General features: G+C 44.7%; 16 protein-coding genes and 1 tRNA gene. 2 read left to right on the top strand and 15 right to left on the bottom strand.

The features are described 5' to 3' along the window. Nucleotides 1-123: 123 nt before the first annotated feature. The 7 genes from DWX61_RS04395 to fba form a co-directional block, all read right to left on the bottom strand. Nucleotides 124-1,821 (bottom strand): extracellular solute-binding protein, encoded by a 1,698-nt coding sequence (locus tag DWX61_RS04395; protein ID WP_118624007.1) that lies wholly within the window; start codon nucleotides 1,819-1,821, stop codon nucleotides 124-126. Further along, on the bottom strand, nucleotides 1,811-3,598 hold the full coding sequence (locus DWX61_RS04400) for a cache domain-containing sensor histidine kinase (protein WP_244790316.1): 1,788 nt from the start codon (nucleotides 3,596-3,598) through the stop codon (nucleotides 1,811-1,813). Before DWX61_RS04400 ends, DWX61_RS04395 begins: the two co-directional genes overlap by 11 nt. Then, on the bottom strand, nucleotides 3,489-5,027 hold the full coding sequence (locus tag DWX61_RS04405; RefSeq protein WP_118624011.1) for a response regulator transcription factor: 1,539 nt from the start codon (nucleotides 5,025-5,027) through the stop codon (nucleotides 3,489-3,491). Before DWX61_RS04405 ends, DWX61_RS04400 begins: the two co-directional genes overlap by 110 nt. A gap of 89 nt (nucleotides 5,028-5,116) precedes the next feature. Continuing rightward, nucleotides 5,117-5,953, bottom strand: a complete 837-nt coding sequence (locus DWX61_RS04410) for a carbohydrate ABC transporter permease (protein WP_021650827.1) — start codon at nucleotides 5,951-5,953, stop codon at nucleotides 5,117-5,119. Further along, a complete protein-coding gene (locus tag DWX61_RS04415; protein ID WP_227752378.1) occupies nucleotides 5,953-6,801 on the bottom strand; it encodes a carbohydrate ABC transporter permease in 849 nt (282 codons plus the stop codon). Before DWX61_RS04415 ends, DWX61_RS04410 begins: the two co-directional genes overlap by 1 nt. A gap of 118 nt (nucleotides 6,802-6,919) precedes the next feature. After that, nucleotides 6,920-8,206, bottom strand: a complete 1,287-nt coding sequence (locus DWX61_RS04420; RefSeq protein ID WP_502696282.1) for an ABC transporter substrate-binding protein — start codon at nucleotides 8,204-8,206, stop codon at nucleotides 6,920-6,922. Between the two features lie 318 nt (nucleotides 8,207-8,524). Next, nucleotides 8,525-9,388: a class II fructose-1,6-bisphosphate aldolase gene (gene fba / locus DWX61_RS04425; RefSeq protein ID WP_015527136.1), complete on the bottom strand. Its 864-nt coding sequence runs from the start codon at nucleotides 9,386-9,388 to the stop codon at nucleotides 8,525-8,527. Between the two features lie 194 nt (nucleotides 9,389-9,582). Between fba and DWX61_RS04430 the strand changes: the two genes are divergently transcribed. Then, nucleotides 9,583-9,664, top strand: a tRNA-Tyr gene (locus DWX61_RS04430). A 653-nt stretch (nucleotides 9,665-10,317) separates the two neighbouring features. On the opposite strand, the gene DWX61_RS04435 is transcribed toward DWX61_RS04430, so the two are convergent. The 4 genes from DWX61_RS04435 to DWX61_RS04450 form a co-directional block, all read right to left on the bottom strand. Further along, nucleotides 10,318-11,283, bottom strand: coding sequence for a D-2-hydroxyacid dehydrogenase (locus DWX61_RS04435; protein WP_118624013.1), 966 nt, complete (start codon nucleotides 11,281-11,283; stop codon nucleotides 10,318-10,320). Between the two features lie 46 nt (nucleotides 11,284-11,329). Continuing rightward, the gene (locus DWX61_RS04440; RefSeq protein WP_118624015.1) at nucleotides 11,330-12,280 is read right to left on the bottom strand and encodes a 5-oxoprolinase subunit C family protein; all 951 of its coding nucleotides are present in this window, start codon (nucleotides 12,278-12,280) and stop codon (nucleotides 11,330-11,332) included. Between the two features lie 16 nt (nucleotides 12,281-12,296). Continuing rightward, entirely contained in the window at nucleotides 12,297-13,031 is a 735-nt protein-coding gene (gene pxpB / locus DWX61_RS04445) for a 5-oxoprolinase subunit PxpB (RefSeq protein ID WP_118624017.1), read from the bottom strand. An 82-nt stretch (nucleotides 13,032-13,113) separates the two neighbouring features. Beyond that, nucleotides 13,114-13,797, bottom strand: a complete 684-nt coding sequence (locus DWX61_RS04450) for an RraA family protein (protein WP_118516192.1) — start codon at nucleotides 13,795-13,797, stop codon at nucleotides 13,114-13,116. Between the two features lie 164 nt (nucleotides 13,798-13,961). On the opposite strand from DWX61_RS04450, the gene DWX61_RS04455 reads away from it, so the two are divergent. Further along, nucleotides 13,962-14,885 (top strand): LysR family transcriptional regulator, encoded by a 924-nt coding sequence (locus DWX61_RS04455; protein ID WP_118624019.1) that lies wholly within the window; start codon nucleotides 13,962-13,964, stop codon nucleotides 14,883-14,885. Nucleotides 14,886-15,009: 124 nt separating this feature from the next. On the opposite strand, the gene DWX61_RS04460 is transcribed toward DWX61_RS04455, so the two are convergent. The 4 genes from DWX61_RS04460 to DWX61_RS18875 all read right to left on the bottom strand — a co-directional run. After that, complete coding sequence (locus DWX61_RS04460) at nucleotides 15,010-16,191, bottom strand: pyridoxal phosphate-dependent aminotransferase (RefSeq protein WP_118516201.1); 1,182 nt, start codon at nucleotides 16,189-16,191, stop codon at nucleotides 15,010-15,012. 227 nt (nucleotides 16,192-16,418) lie between these two features. After that, nucleotides 16,419-17,753, bottom strand: coding sequence for a dicarboxylate/amino acid:cation symporter (locus DWX61_RS04465; RefSeq protein WP_118624021.1), 1,335 nt, complete (start codon nucleotides 17,751-17,753; stop codon nucleotides 16,419-16,421). 148 nt (nucleotides 17,754-17,901) lie between these two features. Further along, nucleotides 17,902-18,657 (bottom strand): LamB/YcsF family protein, encoded by a 756-nt coding sequence (locus DWX61_RS04470; protein ID WP_118516190.1) that lies wholly within the window; start codon nucleotides 18,655-18,657, stop codon nucleotides 17,902-17,904. A 262-nt stretch (nucleotides 18,658-18,919) separates the two neighbouring features. After that, nucleotides 18,920-19,224 (bottom strand): hypothetical protein (locus DWX61_RS18875; protein ID WP_182433946.1); only part of this gene is annotated, 305 nt, incomplete at its 5' end.

Below are 19,224 nucleotides of genomic sequence, written 5' to 3' on the forward strand. Positions count from 1 at the left end.
GACAGCATCCACCCACGGACCGATGCCACCTTCCTCTGGCGTCCCTCTATACATCCGCCCCACAAACTCCCGACAGCATCCACCCTCAGACCGATGCTTCCTTTGTCCCTCTATACATCCACCTCACGAATCCACAAGCCCTTCCCGGACCCGCTCCGTAAGACTGTCTCCACCCTTACGATACCAATCTTCCACAAAAGAGTCAAAAGAGCTCACAGGCATCCTCCCCATAATAATCTGGATAAATGCATTCTTCTCCAGCAAACGCAAAGTCTGAGGAATCTCCCCGTCACCATCCCCCAGAAACTTTTTCTCCGGAGCACGATAATTCGCATCCACCAGAAGCCCCACCGCCGAAATCCTGGACTTATACGCCGCCCAGGCCTCCACCGAAGGCACCTCCGCCTCAAGATATTCCTTACACGCATCAAAATAAGACGCCTCAATGGCACTGAGATCCTCCCTGGTCTTCTCATTGCCCGGACTGTAAAGAACCTCACGGATATGCTTTGTCACCATATAAGTAGCCTCATTATAGTCCACATTGATCATTAGCGGACGCGCCGTAGGATCCACATTCAAGGCAAAATAAGTATTCATCTCATCTGCATCCTCCGCTTCATATCTGGAATAGTCGAACAACACATTCAAAATCTTCATTGCGATCTCCGGATGCTCATACCCTTTACGCACAACTACATATTTATTATCTCGAAACGTAGAGTATACCTCCACAGTCCGCTTTACATCCGCAGTCAGATAATACGGTTCCCAGTCCGCCTCTTTGTTCTTCCTATACTCATCCATAAGAGGATTATTCGGAGTCCACCAGAGTCCGAAAAACGCTCCGCATTTTCCATTCACCACAAGATCACGGATATTATTCTGTGCACGTAAAGCAAAATCCGGATCCAGTATTCCCTGCCTGTAAAGCTCTCTGAGATACCCCAAAGCCTCCTTTGTCTCCTCCGTCAGCGATCCATAGACAATTTCTCCATCTGCATTTTCAATCCACTGCTGCGGATACGCCCCGAACTTTTCAAACACAGGGTCCACCGAATAGCTGGTGCTGACCGTGCCCACAAGTTCCGGATCACAGACAAGTCCCACAGGATCTTCACCATCCTCTGCACCCATCCGGTTTTCCTGAAATGCACGGATCACTGAAAAAGCCTCTTCCAGTGTCTTCGGTTCTTTCAATCCCAGCTGTTCCATCCAGTCACGTCTCAGCCATAAAAGCTGCGACCCATCATCAATGGCAGTCTCCGGAAGTGCATACAGTTTTCCGTCAAAAGTTCCGGATGCCAAAAGTTCCTCTCCATAGCTCTCATACATTTCCTTTATTTTATCGGAAGCGCAGTTTTTGTATACTTCCGTCAGATCCTCGATAAGATCATTTTCAACCAGCTCTTCCAGAGTTTCCCTGTCCGACACCAGAAAAATATCCGGAAGATTCCGATCTTTGACCAGGATGTTCAGGGCTTCGTCATACCGCTCCTCACTCTCCATAAAAACATTCTTATTCTGAATATTCAGTGTCTTTTTCAGATACCGGGTATATGCATTGTCCTCATAGGTCTGCCCGTCCGGAAGATTAGAATTATTAGCCCCTTTCATCTGTCCCAGAGTATAAGTTACAAGCTCCGGATATTTCCCCAGAGGCGAGGTTTCTGCCTGTTCCCAGCTCTTACTGCTCTTTTCGGACAGAACATCTATATCTGCTTTTTCCATTTCCGTAGTTTTTAAAGAACACCCCGTCAAAAGTGCCAGGCTCAGTATCGTACTCAGAAATACCACTGTTTTTCCCAGACTAAGTCTCATCTTTTTTTACCTCTTTCGGGATTCTCATATCAACGCTTGTCCCCTCACCTACCTTGCTCAAGATCCGGATGGCATATTTCTCTCCATATAAAATACACATACGGTCATTGACATTTTTAAGGCCATAGCCTTTTGCCTGATATGTGAGCAACTTTTCTGCCTGCTCCTGCTCCATCCCTATTCCGTTATCTTCAACCCGAATCACTACATCCCCATTCTCTTCAAAGAAATAAAGTTTCAGAAGCTTTTCCCCTTCCTCCTTCACATCCAGGCCATGCTCCAGAGCATTCTCAACGATGGGCTGCAGGGCAAGCTTCGGAACCAGCTCCTGCTGCACAGACGGATCGATACTCCACTCCACCTTAAAATCATTGTCATGCATGATAAGCTGGATTTCCAGATAAGCTTCGATATTCCGAATACAGGTTTCCACAGTCACCATATCTGCTCCCTTACTGAGCGCAGTCCGGTAAAATGTAGATAATGCCAGTGTCACACGGCTGATCTCCTTCTGACGGCTCTTAATCGCCATCCAGTTTATAATAGAAAGAGAATTATAAAGAAAATGGGGATTGATCTGGGCAGTCAGCGCTTTCAGTTCAAATTCCTTCAGAGCGATCTTATTTTCATATACTTCTTCGATCAGTCGATTAATTTCATCCATCATATGGTGAAAGCTTCTCACCAGCTGTCCTACCTCATCTCCGGAATCACTGTAAACCGTAACTTCACGGCTTCCCTGGTTCACCTGTTCCATATTTCTGGTAAGCTGCTCAATCTTTCTGGTAAACAGCTTGGAAAACGTCATTCCCAGCACAATGATGATCACAACACAGAAGCCGATCAGTGGGATCTCACTGATCAATACTTTTGAAACCGAGCTCTCAATCACAGCCGGAGGTTTGTAAAAATAATAGGTCCACCTTGTTTCATGTCCGCTGCTGCTGACATAGGTATATTCTTCCCTCAGACGATCCAGCTTTTTTGCGGTTTCTTTCTGTGCGGAAATATCACTGGCCGCCAGATTTTCTCCATGATAGACGATATTTTGCTGATCATCCACCACAAAGCCTCCGGAATTCCGTTCGATAATATTGGCCAGAGGCTGGAATACTTTTCCGTAATCCAGCGAAATACAGAGCACAGCCTCCTTGTTCTTGCCATCATATATTTCCCTGACTGCCGCAATCTGACGATTATCCCGGTCCACGATCCACTGAACCGTCACGGTATTATTTAATTTGTCACTCCACCATTCCCCATCCACCTCTGAAAGCGGAGCCAAGGTATATTCATGGCGCACGGGAATGCTTTCTGCAAAAAGCTGTATTCCCAGAATTGCTTCGTGGTAGGATTTAGGCACTGTCAGCAGCGGATCCACAACTTCCGTATACTGTTCATATGCAGTATAACGATCCATATCTTTGTTGAAGATCACCTCCTGGATTTCGGGAGAATAGGTAAGATAATTCAAAAGACTGGCATAAATTTCGATCTGCCCGTCAATGTTTTCCCTGGTCTGCTCCAGAATGGAGTACATATCCTCCATCTCATTTTTCCGGACAAGACTACTCATGCGACTGTGACTGTACAGTGCCAACACAGTCATCGGCACCAGGGATACCAACACAAGAAGATTTGTCAGCTTGTACCGGTATTTCATATCATTATACTTCTTCAGAAGCCTCTTCATCCTCATTGTTTCCTTTCCGATAGGATTCCGGGCTGCTTCCGTAATATTCCCGGAAGCTCCGGCAGAAATACGAAGAATTGGCAAATCCTACCTGCTCGCTGACCATGGCTACTTTCATGTTGGTGGTGCGTAGAAGCTCCTTGGCCTTTTCCATGCGGAACACACGGATAAAACGATTCAGGTTCATCCCCGTCTCCTTCTTGAAAATAAAACTGAGATAGCCAGAAGAAAGATATACTTTTTCTGCCAGTGTTTCCAGATTCAGATCTTCCGCATAGTGATTGTAAATATAATTTTTTACTGCTGCCACCTCATCTCTGGATTCGCTCATGGAACGGTCCAGGAACTCTTCGTACTGACGGATATTTTTTTCTGTAACCTCAATGATCTCCTGAATGGTAGAACAGCCATACAGATGATCCACTTCCAGATCCAGCCTGTGCTCTCCGGCAAAACGATTCTCCTGAAACAGCTCCCTGATCACATTGGAAAAAACAAATTTCACATACATGGCCGAAAACTGGGTATTGGACTGATATTTTGATGCCAGGCTGCGGAAATGGCTCCACAGCTGCTTCACATCCTTTCTGGAAATATCTTCTGAGATTTTTTCCATAAGTCTGGAATCCTGTTCCTCTTCGCCGGTATTTTTCTCCTCCTCTTCCTCACTGGTGTAGACATGGATGTCCGGATGATAAAATTTCTCTTCCATCTGCTGCTCCAGCTGTTCCATGATCCCGGGCAGTTCCCGGTATCCGTCAAAACGTCGGCTTACAGCCAGATGAAAACGGACAGGATGCAGTCGTTTCAGAATACTGTAGACATTTTTTGCCACAAGAGTATAGTCGCAGTACACATCTTTAAAAAGAAGCAGGGACTGGCGGCCATTGAGATTCAGATAGAAAAAAGACCGGCGAAGTTCTTCCTGGATCTCAAGCGGGACTTCATCACTGGCAGAATCAAAAAAAGATTCATCGGATTCAATGAGTATCGCACAGTGCCACTGCTCCCAGACAGAAAAATCCACAATTCCTTCCGCTTCCTTCAGACGCTCCTGATCTCCGGAATAAATGTAGCCCAACAGAAAATACTGCTGAAGAAAGCTCTTTTCTTTTATGGACTGCTGCTCTTTATTTTTCCGGGATGCGATCTCCTTCTGGATCTTCTGTATGGTGTCATGAAAGCGGTCCGGATCCACCGGTTTCAGTACATAATCCGTCACACCATAGCGGATTGCCTCCTGGGCAAAAGCAAAATCTCCATAACCGCTGAAAATGATAATTTCCAGATCCGGATATTCCTCTCTTGCTTTTTTTGAAAGCTCCAGACCATCCATATGCGGCATTTTGATATCTGTCAGCATCAGATCCACCGGATGCTTTCTCAGCTCATTTAATGCCAGCTTGCCATTAGCCGCCTCATAAATTTCCCACTCTCCCTCCTCCATAGACAGAAGAAAGCGGATTCCGTCACGTTCCAGTTTTTCATCATCTACCACCAAAACTCTGTACATTCCTCACCTCGCCAAATATGGCCTGATCCACGTAAAAGCACGCAGAGCAGGCCGTTTTTCTTTCATTTTAACATTATTCAACTAATTTGTCAGCCCTTAACAGCTCCTGCAACCACACCTTCAATGATATATTTCTGGCATGCAAGATAGAAGGCAATGATCGGAATGATGGAAAGGACAAGAACGCCCATCATCGCTCCCATATCAATGGTTCCGTAACCGCCCTTCAGATACTGGATGGCAATGGAAATGGTTTTATATTTCTTGATATCAAGTACCAGATATGGAAGAAGATAATCATTCCAGATCCACATGGTTTCCAGAATCGCTACAGTTACACAGGTCGGTTTCATAACCGGAAGAACCACTTTAAAAAATGTCTGGATCGGGGTACAGCCATCGATCATGGCAGCTTCCTCGATCTCGATCGGAATGGATTTTACAAAACCGCTGAACATAAATACCGCAAGTCCTGCTCCATATCCAAGATAAATGATGATCAGTCCCCACGGAGTATTCAACTTCAGGATGTTTGCAATCTTGGAAAGAGTAAACATTACCATCTGGAATGGTACGACCATGGAAAACAGGCACAGCATGTACATGGTTTTTGTCAGCGTGTTGGTAACACGGTTGATGTACCAGGCACACATGGAGGTACAGAGCAGAATTACCGCAACCGAAAATACTGTGATAAATAATGTCCATCCAAATGCCTGGAAAAATCCGGTTTTTGTAAGACCATTTACATAGTTTTCCAGACCTACGAACATTTTATCCGTTGGGATTGCAAAAGGATAACGGCTGATGTATGCTTTTTTCTTAAAAGAATTGATCAAAACCAGAAGAATCGGGAAAATATAAGCAACAGATACCACACTCAGGATCGCAGTCCACAGACCGCTGAATTTTACTTTTTTATTCATTACTGCTGTACCTCCTTACTTCTTGTGAGACGATTCTGGATCATGGCAATTGCTCCAACCAGTATAAAGAAGATCACGGCCTTCGCCTGTCCTACACCTTCCCATCCGGTACGTCCATAGAAGGTATTGAAAATATTCAGCGCAAGCATTTCTGACATATTGGAAGGCTCACCATTTGTAAGAGCAAGGTTCTGGTCAAAAAGCTTGAAGGAGTTGGTAAGTGTCAAGAAAGTACAGATGGTAATGGACGGCATGACCATAGGAATGATCACATGCTTCAGAAGCTGTCCTTTGTTCGCACCATCGATCTGTGCAGCCTCGATCAGTTCACCCGGGATATTCTGGATACCTGCGATGTAAATGATCATCATATATCCGATCTGCTGCCAGCACATCAGGATCACAAGGCCCCAGAATCCGTAAACAGATGAATATGTAAGTGTTTTATTGATCTGAAGAAGCAGACCGTTTAACAGAAGCTGCCATACATAACCAAGGATGATACCACCGATCAGGTTTGGCATAAAAAATACGGTACGGAATATATTGGTTCCTTTGATCTTCTTGGTCAGAAGCAACGCAACTGCAAAACCGATCACATTGATCAGAACTACTGATACAACCGTAAATGCGGTGGTGTACCATAATGCATGTCCAAAGGTTCCATCTTCAGTAAAAATCTTCACATAGTTCTGTAATCCCACGAATTTTGCATCCGTTACTGTGGTAAATTTACAGAAGGAAAGATATACACCCATGATAAAGGGAACGATAAACCCAATGGTAAATGCCAGCAGGGTAGGCAGGACAAAAACCGGAAAATACTTTTTCATCATCTTATTCTGCATGTTTTCTCTTCCTTTCTCCTGAGGATGCATCCTTCCCTACTTTACGCACCCTCTCTTCATTAAAAGAGGCAGGCGGAAACCGCCCACCCCTTCGTGATCACGTTTCAGTTATAACTTATCAGCCTTCATTTGCTGCTTTGTACTCTTTTGCCCATCCGTCAACAAATGCAGTTTTCACAGCATCCCACTCGCCGGTACCCTGTGCATACTCAAGCATTGCACTGCCGACCTGGTTTTTCCACTCTTCAGAAGGCATGGTTGTGAAGTTCCATGAAACCGGAGTTTTACCAGCTTTTACATATTCATTGGCTGCTTTTACAAGCGGATTTGTAGACTCATAATTCTCATCAAAGGTCTTGAATGGTGTTGTAAATCCCATTTCCTGGCTTATAGATTCTCTTCCTTCATCACTTGTGATAACCCAACTGAGGAAATCAAGAGTTGCCTGGATATCCTTCTCATCTGCTTTTTTATTTACGCACCAGTAGTTCTCACTGCCTGTGCAAAGTCCCTGGTCCTCTTCACCATCTACACCAATGTAGATTGGAAGCATTCCCATATCCTCGTCTGCTACTTCGTTATCTTTGATGCTATCATAAGCCCAGGTTCCATTCTGATAGAACACAGCCTCTCCAAGGCCAAATTCAGCATTTGCATCATCGATAGTCTTGCTGGAAAGAAGGCTTGGCTCACAGGTAGAATCTGTGATATAAAGGTCAAACAGGTTCTTGAAGTTATCAAGATAGGTTCCTTTGATCGCATCTGTGGATGTGATTCCGTCTTCTTTGTACTCATAATAGATTGGAAGGTTTGCAAGGTGTGTCTTGAAGCGCCAGTCACTGGAAGAATCAAAGCCTGCGGAAGTAAATGCACCGTCAACTCCAAGGTCATCTTTCTTAGCCTGGATATCATCTGCAACCTTCTTTAATGTCTCAAAATTGTTGATCTCATCTGCAGACTTGATCACAGCGCCATCCATCTCACAGTATTTCTTAAGAAGCGCTTTGTTGTAAATAATTCCATATGTTTCAATTACATAGGCGATACCATCAACTGCACCGCTGTCATCCTTCAGTACGAAATCGTCACTCTCCACATTTTTATAAACATCGCTGTCTTTCAGGTCATAGCAATAATCTTTCCAGGATGCAAGTCCAACCGGTCCGTTAACCTGGAACAGTGTCGGAACCTCATCCTTGGCCATCTCTGATTTCAGAGTAGACTCATAAGTTCCGGAAGCAGCTGTAACAACGGTAACCGGTACACCAGTCTCATCGGTGTATTTCTTTGCCAGGTCTGACCACTGATCTGCCTGCTCCGGTTTAAAATTCAGATAATAAACAGAGCCTTCACTGTCATCCCCCTTTGCCATAGCCGGAACTGCCGGGATCATGGTAGCTGCCATTAAAGCTGCAAGACCAAATGCTGTTGCTTTTTTCATTCTCATAATCGTACCTCTCCTTTACCTTATATGATATTCAATTTGTTTCGCGAATATGCTTAAAACGTCCATTTCGCATATTCCTGACCGATAAGCTTCAAATCAGCTTCTCGATTAACTTGATGTTATTGTAAATCGAAGAGGTCATTTTCACTATATAAAAAAATCAAGAAACGTGTTGATTTTTTTATATAGTGAAAATATTGATATTTTCTTATAAAAAAAGAAACCGGAAGAGGATCACTCCTATTCCGATTTCCTTTATATATTATTTTCGATTCATCATGCTTTATTGACAGATCCGAAAAGCTCCATTTTCTCTTTAACAGTAGCTTTGATTGCTTCTGCTCCAGGTGCAAGAAGCTTACGTGGGTCATATCCTTTACCCTGCTGATCTTTGCCCTCTTCAATGTATTTACGTGTAGCTTCAGCAAATGCAAGCTGGCACTCTGTATTTACATTGATCTTGGAAACACCAAGGCTGATCGCTTTCTTGATCATGTCTGCCGGGATACCTGTACCACCGTGAAGAACAAGCGGCATATCTCCTGTCAGTTTCTGAATAGCATCCAGAGTCTCAAAGCTTAAGCCCTGCCAGTTAGCCGGATATTTTCCGTGAATGTTACCGATACCAGCTGCAAGGAAGTTAATTCCGAGATCTGCAACTCTCTTGCACTCCTCAGGATCAGCGCACTCGCCCATACCAACAACACCGTCTTCCTCGCCGCCGATGGAACCAACCTCTGCCTCAAGAGACATGTTGTGCTCAGCAACGATCTTAACCAGCTCTTTAGTCTTAGCTACGTTCTCATCGATCGGATAATGAGATCCGTCGAACATAATGGAAGAGAAACCAGCCTCAACACATTTCAGGCATCCATCATAGCTGCCGTGGTCAAGATGAAGAGCAACCGGAACAGTGATGTTCAGCTCTTCCATCATACCGTTAACCATACCTACAACTGTCTTATAACCTGTCATGTATTTACCGGCACCCTCGGAAACACCAAGGATTACAGGAGAGTTGAGCTCCTGAGCTGTCTGAAGGATAGCTTTTGTCCACTCAAGGTTGTTGATGTTGAACTGACCAACTGCATAATGGCCTGCTTTTGCTTTTTTCAGCATTTCTGTTGCGTTTACTAACATGATAAAATCCTCCTAACCTGTATTAGGATACGGAAAAACCGTGTCCTTTATATCCAACCGTACTCATAATAGCAGATTTCCTTTGGTAAGTCCAGTATTTTACCAAAAATGCTGATGCTGTGGGAATTATTATTTTTTTTGAGAAAAAGCTTGCAATTTTATCAAATGTTATGTACAATATATTTGTTGTTCACGGATGGATTCCCGAGTGGCCAAAGGGGGCAGACTGTAAATCTGTTGGCACCGCCTTCGAAGGTTCGAATCCTTCTCCATCCAGCGAATTTAGCTCTTACATCTTTGAGATGTAGGGGCTATTTTTTTGTGAAAAAGGAAACCGCAAAGGGGCACAAGGCCGCGCCCCTCTGCACACCCCTGGGCCTTTTTTAAGGAGTTCTTGGTTGTGGAGGACGGGAGGGTGTTGACTTTTGTCTGTATGCTTCGGTGTTGGACGTGGGACGCTGTGCCGAACTGGTTGCTGTATTCTTCGGTGTTGCATGTGAGGCGTTATGCCGATACAGCCACGTTTTCACAATTCAGGACAGGACGCAAACGTCCGCTTCCGTCCCTTGCGGTTGGAGTTTCAGCCGGGGATGTGGCATCGGTTCGGGCTGCTGTGGAGGAGGTGTGATACTGCTTGGGCTGCGGGAATCGGCGTTATTGTGCAGGGGCTGCTGTTTGAGCCGAAGGCGAGTTCAGCCCCTGGCACAATGATTTTAGCCGATTCACGGAGCCTTAGCAGTATCCGCCGACGGAGCCCTGCCCGAACCGATGTCACATCCCCGGCGTACGTTCGTTCCACCATCCCAGCGTACGCTCCTTCCACCCTGCGCACACTCCTTCCATGCACAGAAAAAGACGGCCACCCCAAACCGAGACAGCCGCCTTTCCCTCACACATCATACATAGGAAATCGAAACATCGAAAAATACTTATTTATTAACTCTGTTAACTGTATTACCAGCCAGAAAAGCCTTGATATTATCAACCGTAATATCCATAATTCTCTGTCTGGAAGCCTGCGCAGCCCAGGAAATATGCGGAGTGATGATGCAGTTCTTAGCCTTAAGAAGCGGGTTATCCCCTTTGATCGGCTCAGTAGAAACAACATCAAGACCAGCAGCATAAACCTTGCCACTGTTCAGAGCATCCGCAAGATCCTGCTCAACAACCAGCTGACCACGGCTGTTGTTGATAAGGATAACTCCATCCTTCATCTTCGCAATATTCTCTTTATTGATCATACCCTCTGTCTCCGGGAAAAGCGGGCAGTGAAGGAAGATCACATCAGACTGTGCGAACAGCTCATCCAGAGAAACATACTCTGCAAGCTTAGCACCAGCCTCACTCTGATAAGCATCATAAGCAAGAACCTTCATATCCAGAGCGTTAAGCAGCTTAGCAGTAGCCTGACCGATTCTTCCAAGGCCAATGATACCAGCAGTCTTTCCGTAAAGCTCGATCATCGGATAATCCCAGTAGCACCAGTCATCATTATTCTCCCATTTACCGGCCTTAACAGTCTCATCATGATGGCCATAGTGAGAGCAGATCTCAAGAAGAAGACCCAGAGCATACTGGCCAACAATCTGTGTACCATAAGTTGGAACATTCACAACCGGAATATTTTTCTCTTTTGCATAGTTGTAATCAACAACATTGTAACCGGTAGCCAGAACAGCGATCAGTTTCATGTTCGGGCATTTATCGATGGTCTCCTTGGAAATCGGAGTTTTATTGATAATAACGATCTCAGCATCGCCGATACGCTCAGCGATCAGCGGAGACTCTTCGTAGGAAGTTCTGTCATAAACAGTAACCTCTCCAAGCTCTTTTAATGCGTCCCAGCTTAAATCTCCAGGGTTCTCTGTGTAGCCATCCAATACAACAATCTTCATATTCGTACTCACCTTTCTTTTAAAATATTTTTGTGATATATATTGATTAAAGTTTTCCATTCAGTCGTTCATCCAGAGCATCCATTTCATTCAACTCACGGATATACAAATCCTGGGCAAGGTCCAGACTGACCTCAACAAAACGTATCTTCTGACCAGGACGTGCCTGGGCGATCTTGGCAAAATCCACAGTGATCACAGTACCGATCTTTGGATAACCACCTGTACTCTGACGGTCTGCCAGCATAATGATCGGCTGTCCGTTTAAAGGAACCTGAATCGATCCCATGGAAATACCATCTGTATTAATATTACCGTCACCGGCATGCTCTACCGGCTCTCTCTCGATACGACAGCCCATACGGTCAAACTCATTAGTAATGGTACCGCTGTACCAGAAAAATTTACGAACACCTTCTTCCGTAAATTCATTCTCCTGAGGTCCCAGAACCACACGGAGAACTACCTCATCGGAAGGATAGATTTCTGCCGGAACATGACGGAGTTCCATATTCGGAAGCTCTGTCTTCGGAGCAGTAAACTCAATGCTGTCACCCTTTTCCAGTTTTCTTCCTTCAACACCGCCAATGTGGTTACGAAGCAATGTGGACTTACTTCCCATCACAAGCGGGATATCCAGTCCGCCGGCAAAAGCGATATATCCGCGGCTTCCGTTTCTGGCACCTGCAAACATCAGCTTCTGGCCTTTTTTTACAAGAACAGCTTTATACATCGGGAAAGGCTGTCCATCCAGCATCGGTGTCAGATCTCCACCTGTCACCGCAATAATATTATCACTGGTAAAAGTAAGGGTTGGTCCGATAAAAGTCATCTCCAGAGCACCCTCTGTTTTTTTATTGCCTACCAGAAGATTGGCAATATGGAAAGCACGCGGATCCATGGCACCGGATGTAGAAACACCAAATGCCTGGTTCCCGAATCTTCCCTCATCCTGAACAGTGGTCAGGATCCCGCCGTTTTCAACTGTAATTCCCATATCATGACCTCCGTTCTTAACCGTTATCCTGTGGCGTATAGGTTTTCACTTTATAGGTACCGTTTTCCACGTCTCTTCGGATCTGATCATACTCCGTTTTTGTGACAGGTACATGCTTTACCCAGTCACCGGCACGTACAAGGAACGGATCCTCCTTTGCAAAATTACAAATATCAAGAGGTGTACTTCCGATGATATTCCATCCACACGGCTGCTCAAAAGGAATAAAATCAGACAGAGCCAGCTGGACAACAATGGATCTTGCAGGGATCTTTACCCTCGGAGAGGTTCTTCTCTTAAAGCTAAAGGGCTCCTCAAATCGGGCCATATACGGATGTCCCGGTGCAAACCCAAGCATGTATACATAATATTCGTGCTGAGAATGCTTACGGATAATTTCCTCTGTTGTAGTATTCTCAAGCTCTGCACAGTACTCCAGATCCGGTCCGGTCTCACCGCCATAATAAACCGGAATCTCTTTTACAACCTTCTTCGTTGTTGTGGAAACCTCATGCATATCTGCAATTCTCTTCTCCAGTTCTTCCACCAGTCTGGAATAACGGATCACCTCCGGGCGGTAATGTACGATCAGTGCACAATAGGTCGGAACTGTTTCCACCATGCCTTCAATTGGAGATTCTTTTAATTTTTCATCCAGTGCACGCACCCTGGCATTGACCTCAAGGCTGATCACACTGCCGAATTCAACGGAAACTGCTCTGTCTCCTGCGATCAGGAACTTCACATCCATTTAAGCTTACCTCCGTTCTTAATTTGACAAAAAGGCCCGTCATACGTGGTGACAGACCTTCCTGTATGTATCTTTTATTCGGTTAGTCTACAAATTCAAATCCGACTTTTTTGAGAGTTTCGTCAACCCATGGACGTGGCCACTCACCGCGTGTCAGGATTCCCTCAAGCTGTTTTTCCTCACCGGCATGGTATTTTCTTGCGATCTCTGCAAGCTCTGCCGTGTGCTCATCCGGTCTGATAGCAAGAAGTCCGTCAGAGTCTCCTACAATGATATCACCAGGATTGATAACGATTCCTGCGAAAGATACCGGGAAGTTCATCTCTCCCGGGCCGTTTTTGTATGGTCCGTTTGGTGTGATACCTTTTGCATATACAGGGAAATCCATCTGACTTAATGTATAGCTGTCACGAACACATCCGTCAATGATGATTCCTGCGATTCCTCTGGATTTTGCGTAGTTGCTCATAATCTCTCCGCAAAGTGCTCTGCTCAGGCTTCCTTTGTTTGCAAGAACGATAACATCTCCCGGCTGAGCCATATCCAGAGCTTTATGGAACAGAAGGTTATCTCCTGCCGGTGCATTTACTGTAAATGCAGTTCCCAGAAGTCTTGCCTTCGGGTTCAGAGGGAAAATGCTGGAATCTACAGCAGCGATCCTTCCACAGTTATCATCAATATTTGCAACCGGAATACCGCGGAAAGCTTCCACTAATTCTTTTGACGGTCTTTCGAAATTTCTTCTGATTCTACATCCTAATGCCATATGAAAACCTCTCTTCTTTTGATTTTCTTTTTAAGTTGTATTTATCATATCATACAAGCTTACTATTGAATAACGAATAATTTCTCTGTATAATATAAATAATTTTTATATTATCAAAGCTTAAACTACCCTATAGATAAAACAAAAGAAAAGGAGCTGTTCATATGAACCTTGCTGAAATCGAAACCTTTCTCACCATTGTAAATACCAAGAGCATCACCCGTACAGCGGATCTTCTTTTTCTTTCCCAGCCTACTGTCAGCCACCGGCTCACATCTCTGGAGAACGAACTGGGTTTCCCCCTTGTGATCCGTCAGAAAGGCCATAAGCAGGTGGAACTGACTGCCAAGGGAACAGATTTTATCATCCTTGCAGAACGCTGGATGTCTCTCTGGAAGGAAACTATGGAGCTGCAGCGCAATCAGGATTCTCTGCTGCTTACCATCGGCTGTACAGACAGCCTGAACGTAGCTGTTTTCGCACCACTGTATGACAGGATCTTAAATGAGCAGACTAAGCTGGACCTGAACATTGAGTCCCATCACTCTTCAGAGCTCTACGGTCTTCTTGGAGAACACAGCATTGATATCGGATTTGTCTACCACAAATTGCATTACAAGAATATCATAACAGAGAAAATCTTCGAAGAAAAGCTTTATCTGGTACAATCGGATCAGCCAGTGATTCCGGCTCCGGCAATACATACCGATGAGCTGGATCCATCCCTGGAGCTGTTTTTAAGCTGGGATGACAATTATCAGATCTGGCATGACCGCTGGCTTTCCTCTGCTTCCAGGCCTCACATTGCGGCAGATACCATCACGCTTTTGGACCGTCTCTGGAAAAAGCCGGGAAACTGGATGGTCGCACCACAGTCTGTGATCCTGGAGCTTTCCCATTACCGGCCTCTTTTTATCAGTGAACTGAAAAACACGCCGCCAAATCGTGTTTGCTATAAGATCAAACATAAATATCCAAAATCCACCAGCAAACGTGCCGTGGAATTTTTTGAAAATGCACTGGAAGACTTTCTTGCAGAATCCACTCCGTCCTTCCCGATCGGCCAGGTATGGGAACGGCAGAAATAAAAAAAACGGTAAGCACAAGTCCGTCAGGAACATTTTCTGCTTTACCGTTTCTTCTTATATTAGTTATACCAGGATTTTGATCCACCGCTTTTTACCACAAAAGCGGTGGATATTTTTTATCTGATCATTTGTTTTTCAGCTCTTCCACTGCTTTTTTAATCCTTGCACATGCTTCCTGAAGATCCTCATAGCTGCATGCATAGGAAATTCTTAAGTATCCCTCACCTTCGGAGCCGAATGCGGAGCCAGGTACTAGGGCGATCTTTGCATTGTCAAGAAGATACTCGGCCACCTCCATGGAAGTCATTCCAAGGCTCTTGATATTTACGAAGATATAAAAAGCGCCATGTGGGTTATTGCAGCTGATCCCATCGATCTCGTTCAGAGCCTTTACCACATAATCTTTTCTTCTCTGATATTCCTTTCTCATTGCCTCAACATCTTCTGCACAGTCACTTAATGCGGTAAGTGCTGCTTCCTGTACGAAGGAAGAAGCGCAGGTAACGGTATACTGATGAACACGTACGCATGCCTGGATGATTCCAACCGGTGCACACATATATCCAAGTCTCCAGCCTGTCATTGAGTAAGCTTTTGAAAAGCCTCCTAATGTAATGGTACGCTCTTTCATTCCCGGAAGGGATGCGATGCTTACATGCTCTGTTCCATCGTATACAAGCTGGCTGTAGATCTCATCCGCGATCACAAGAAGGTCATGTCTGATGGCGATCTCACTTAATTTCTCAAGTGTCTCTCTGGAAAACACACCGCCGGTCGGGTTGCTTGGGTTAACAACTACGATCATCTTTGTCTTGTCAGTGATCTTTGACTCCATCTCCTCAAAGTCGATCTGATAATCGTTCTCTTCTCTCAGGCTGTATGTTACAGGTACTGCTCCAAGTGCTGACGGAACATGGATGTAGTTCAGCCATACCGGGTTCGGGACAAGGATCTCATCGCCGGGATCCAGGAAAGCGTCCATGGATGCGAAAGTTGCCTCACCAACACCTACTGTTACAAGAACTTCAGATGCTTCATAATCTGTACCATGGTTCTCGTTCTCCCATTTTGCAATGGCCTCTCTCAGTTTCGGGATACCGTAGTTGGATGTGTAAAACACATGTCCTGCTGCAAGGCTCTCGTTTGCTGCCTTTTTGATCTTCTCAGGTGTATCAAAATCCGGACGTCCGATCTCCAGGTGAATGATCTTTTCTCCTGCCTGCTGCATTTTGTTTGCTTTTTCCATTACTGCACGGATACCGGAAAACGGAAGGCATTCCATTCTTTTCGCTGTCTTGTACTCCATATTCATTTCCTCCTGAACCCTTTTATTTTTCTGCGGATGTCCCGCTTTTTTACTCTGGAAATTCCGGACTGCATCTGTGCAGATGGGCAAATCGCCTGCACAGCATGTCCATTTAGTATTTAAGCGTATAGCTGATGTCTCAACTACACGCTTAAATGGTATCATCGTAGTAATATTAAGTCAATTTAATAATTTGTATGTATAATATTAAGACTTTTTATATTTACTTACGCGTTATATTTGTTTACGTCAAGCTCATTCTCTTTCTTGTTAACGATAACGTTGACTGTTGCATCACCGATTACGTTAAGCGGAAGAAGTGCCATCTCAACCGGACGGTTGATAGCTACAACCAGTGCATATGCGATCATGCAGAGGTCAGATGTCCATCCCATACCGGAAAGGATGGTTACGATCAGAGTTGTACCTGCGATCGGGATAGCCGGGCAGCCCATTGCTGCACAGATGGAAAGGAATGCAACTGTGATCAGGTTTGCCGGTGTGATGTCGATTCCGGATGCTGTTGCAATAAAGGTTACTGCAAACATATGCATAACTGTTGTTCCGTTCATGTTGATGGTCATACCTGTTGGAAGTACGAAGCTTGTGATCTCCTGAGAGCATCCAAGCTCATCAAGGCATGTTCTGGTGTTCAGCGGAAGGCATGCTGCAGAAGAGTTTGTGGAGAATCCGAATACACCGACCTTAGCGATCTTCTTGAGGAATTTCATCGGGCTTAAGCCTGTTGTAAGACCGATACCGATCGGGTAAATCGTAACTACAAGTACAAACAGTGTCAGCATTGCACCTACAATATAAGCAGCTGCAGGTGCCAGATACTCTGCTCCGTAAATTGCGAATGTACGGGAGATCAGGCAGAAGATTGCAACAGGACCAACCTTATTGATCAGGAATGTAAGGTACAGGTTGATGATATCGCTGAAATTTTCAAGAACTTTTTTCAGAGGATCCACCTTGTCACCAAGTGCGTTCATGCAAAGTCCGAGAACGATAGCTACTACTACAACTGCAAGGATACTGTTGTTGCTGCTGAATGCGGTTCCGATGTTGGACGGAACTGCTGTTACGATTGTTGCAAGCGGGTTAAACTGATCCAGTGTTGCAGCCTCTGTAACTGCCTCTGCCGGAAGCTTAACATTGAAGAAGCCTGCAGATTTCATTGCAAATGCAACGATACCTGCGATGCATGCGCCTACTACATAGAAACAGAAGAATCCAATCAGTGTACGCCCTGCGATTCTTCCCAGCTTGGAAGAGCTGGAAATACTGCACATTGCAAGGCTTAAGGATACAAGTACCAGCGGTACGATCGCCATCTGTAATCCCCTCATGAACAGCTGTCCGATAATATAGAAGAGACCGATGGAATGAAATCCCTGATCTGCTGTGATATCCTGGAACAGAAGTGCATTGATCACGTTCCATGTTCCCTCAGACATCTGCTGTTTCAGAAGCATGAATCCAAGTCCTACGACCAGACCGCCGACCAGAGCGATCATCATGTTTCTTACTATGTTGTTCTGTTTTTTCTCTTTTGCCATAGTTTCCACCCTTTCCTTTCTTATCCTAAAAAAGTACACATTTTCATATAAAAAGAGCCGGACAAATCATCGCAGTAATCCCTTGTTTTAAATCTCCTTTGATTTATCCGGCATTCTATCTCTCATATGAATGTACTTTATTTAGTTTCTATAAGTGTTTGATCTCAATACCTTCTTCTGTGAATTTCTCACGGATCCTCTGTACAAAAGCAAGTGCCTTCGGTCCGTCTCCGTGTACACAGAGTGTGTCACCCTTGATGTCAAGCTCTTTTCCGTTGATGGATGTGACTTTACCTTCTTTGATCATTTTCACGCATCTTTCGATGGCAACGTTCTCATCTGTGATCATGGATCCCTCCATCTTTCTCGGTACAAGAGAAAGATCATCCATGTATGCACGATCTGCAAAAATCTCAGATGCTGTACGAAGTCCCTTGCTCTCGGCGATATCTCCAAGAACTGCACCTGCACAGTAGTAAACGATCAGATCTTTGTCATACTCACAGATTGCCTCGCAGATTGCTGTGGAAATGTCCTCGTCATACTGGCAGGCATTACCCATTGCTCCATGAGGAGCGACATGCTGAAGCTTCATTCCGTAGCTCTTAGTGAAAGCAGCCAGGGCTCCGATCTGATATCTGACGTAATTCTTAACTTCATCATGAGAGAGAACCATCTTTCTTCGTCCAAAGCCAAGAAGATCAGGATATCCAGGATGGGCTCCAACCATAACGCCACGTTCCTTTGCCATGCGGACTACCTTATCCATTACCATCGGATCGCCTGCATGCCAGCCACATGCTACATTTGCTGTTGTGACATATTTGATGATTTCTTCATCGCCGCCAAGCTTATATGCACCAAAGCTCTCACCCATGTCACTGTTTAAGTCGATACTGTACATGTTGCTACCTTCCTTTCTTTCTTTCTTTACTTGCTGAAAGTATAACATGTTAAATATAAATAATAAAATAGATTATTTTTTCAGAATATATTAATATTTTCTATATTTCTTTTGCAATAAATTTCACTTTTCTTTGATCCGTTTTTTGAAAAGCTGTTGACAAAGATTTTTATATATGATTAAATAGTCATATGAACATTAATTCATATATTCATATAAAAAGACAAACAAATCAGCAAGGAGAGTTCATATGGAAGAAAAATTAAAGAAAGATTCCATGGAGTCCGCAAATTCCTGCGGTTGCGGCTGTGGTCACGATCATGCGCATCACAGCCATGATGAGCATGAAGCACATCATGATCATGAGCACCATCACCACCATGACGAGCACTGCGGCTGTGGCTGCGAAGATCACGACCATGAGCACCACGAACACGAGCATGAACACCACGATGAACACTGTAACTGTGGTTGCGAGGAGCACGAGCACGAACACCACGAACATGAGCATGTGCACCACGATGAACACTGTAACTGTGGTTGCGAGGAGCACGAGCACGAACACCA

This window comes from Ruminococcus sp. AF20-12LB (assembly GCF_003478985.1).
Lineage (GTDB): Bacteria > Bacillota > Clostridia > Lachnospirales > Lachnospiraceae > Blautia_A.

Coding starts and splice junctions, on each gene's coding strand:
- DWX61_RS04395 (WP_118624007.1), bottom strand. CDS start 1,821: ATGAGACTTAGTCTGGGAAAAACAGTGGTATTTCTGAGTACGATACTG.
- DWX61_RS04405 (WP_118624011.1), bottom strand. CDS start 5,027: ATGTACAGAGTTTTGGTGGTAGATGATGAAAAACTGGAACGTGACGGA.
- DWX61_RS04410 (WP_021650827.1), bottom strand. CDS start 5,953: ATGAATAAAAAAGTAAAATTCAGCGGTCTGTGGACTGCGATCCTGAGT.
- DWX61_RS04415 (WP_227752378.1), bottom strand. CDS start 6,801: ATGCAGAATAAGATGATGAAAAAGTATTTTCCGGTTTTTGTCCTGCCT.
- DWX61_RS04420 (WP_502696282.1), bottom strand. CDS start 8,206: ATGGCAGCTACCATGATCCCGGCAGTTCCGGCTATGGCAAAGGGGGAT.
- fba (WP_015527136.1), bottom strand. CDS start 9,388: ATGTTAGTAAACGCAACAGAAATGCTGAAAAAAGCAAAAGCAGGCCAT.
- DWX61_RS04435 (WP_118624013.1), bottom strand. CDS start 11,283: ATGAAGATTGTTGTATTGGATGGCTACACAGAGAACCCTGGAGATTTA.
- DWX61_RS04440 (WP_118624015.1), bottom strand. CDS start 12,280: ATGGGAATTACAGTTGAAAACGGCGGGATCCTGACCACTGTTCAGGAT.
- pxpB (WP_118624017.1), bottom strand. CDS start 13,031: ATGGATGTGAAGTTCCTGATCGCAGGAGACAGAGCAGTTTCCGTTGAA.
- DWX61_RS04450 (WP_118516192.1), bottom strand. CDS start 13,797: ATGGCATTAGGATGTAGAATCAGAAGAAATTTCGAAAGACCGTCAAAA.
- DWX61_RS04455 (WP_118624019.1), top strand. CDS start 13,962: ATGAACCTTGCTGAAATCGAAACCTTTCTCACCATTGTAAATACCAAG.
- DWX61_RS04460 (WP_118516201.1), bottom strand. CDS start 16,191: ATGGAGTACAAGACAGCGAAAAGAATGGAATGCCTTCCGTTTTCCGGT.
- DWX61_RS04465 (WP_118624021.1), bottom strand. CDS start 17,753: ATGGCAAAAGAGAAAAAACAGAACAACATAGTAAGAAACATGATGATC.
- DWX61_RS04470 (WP_118516190.1), bottom strand. CDS start 18,657: ATGTACAGTATCGACTTAAACAGTGACATGGGTGAGAGCTTTGGTGCA.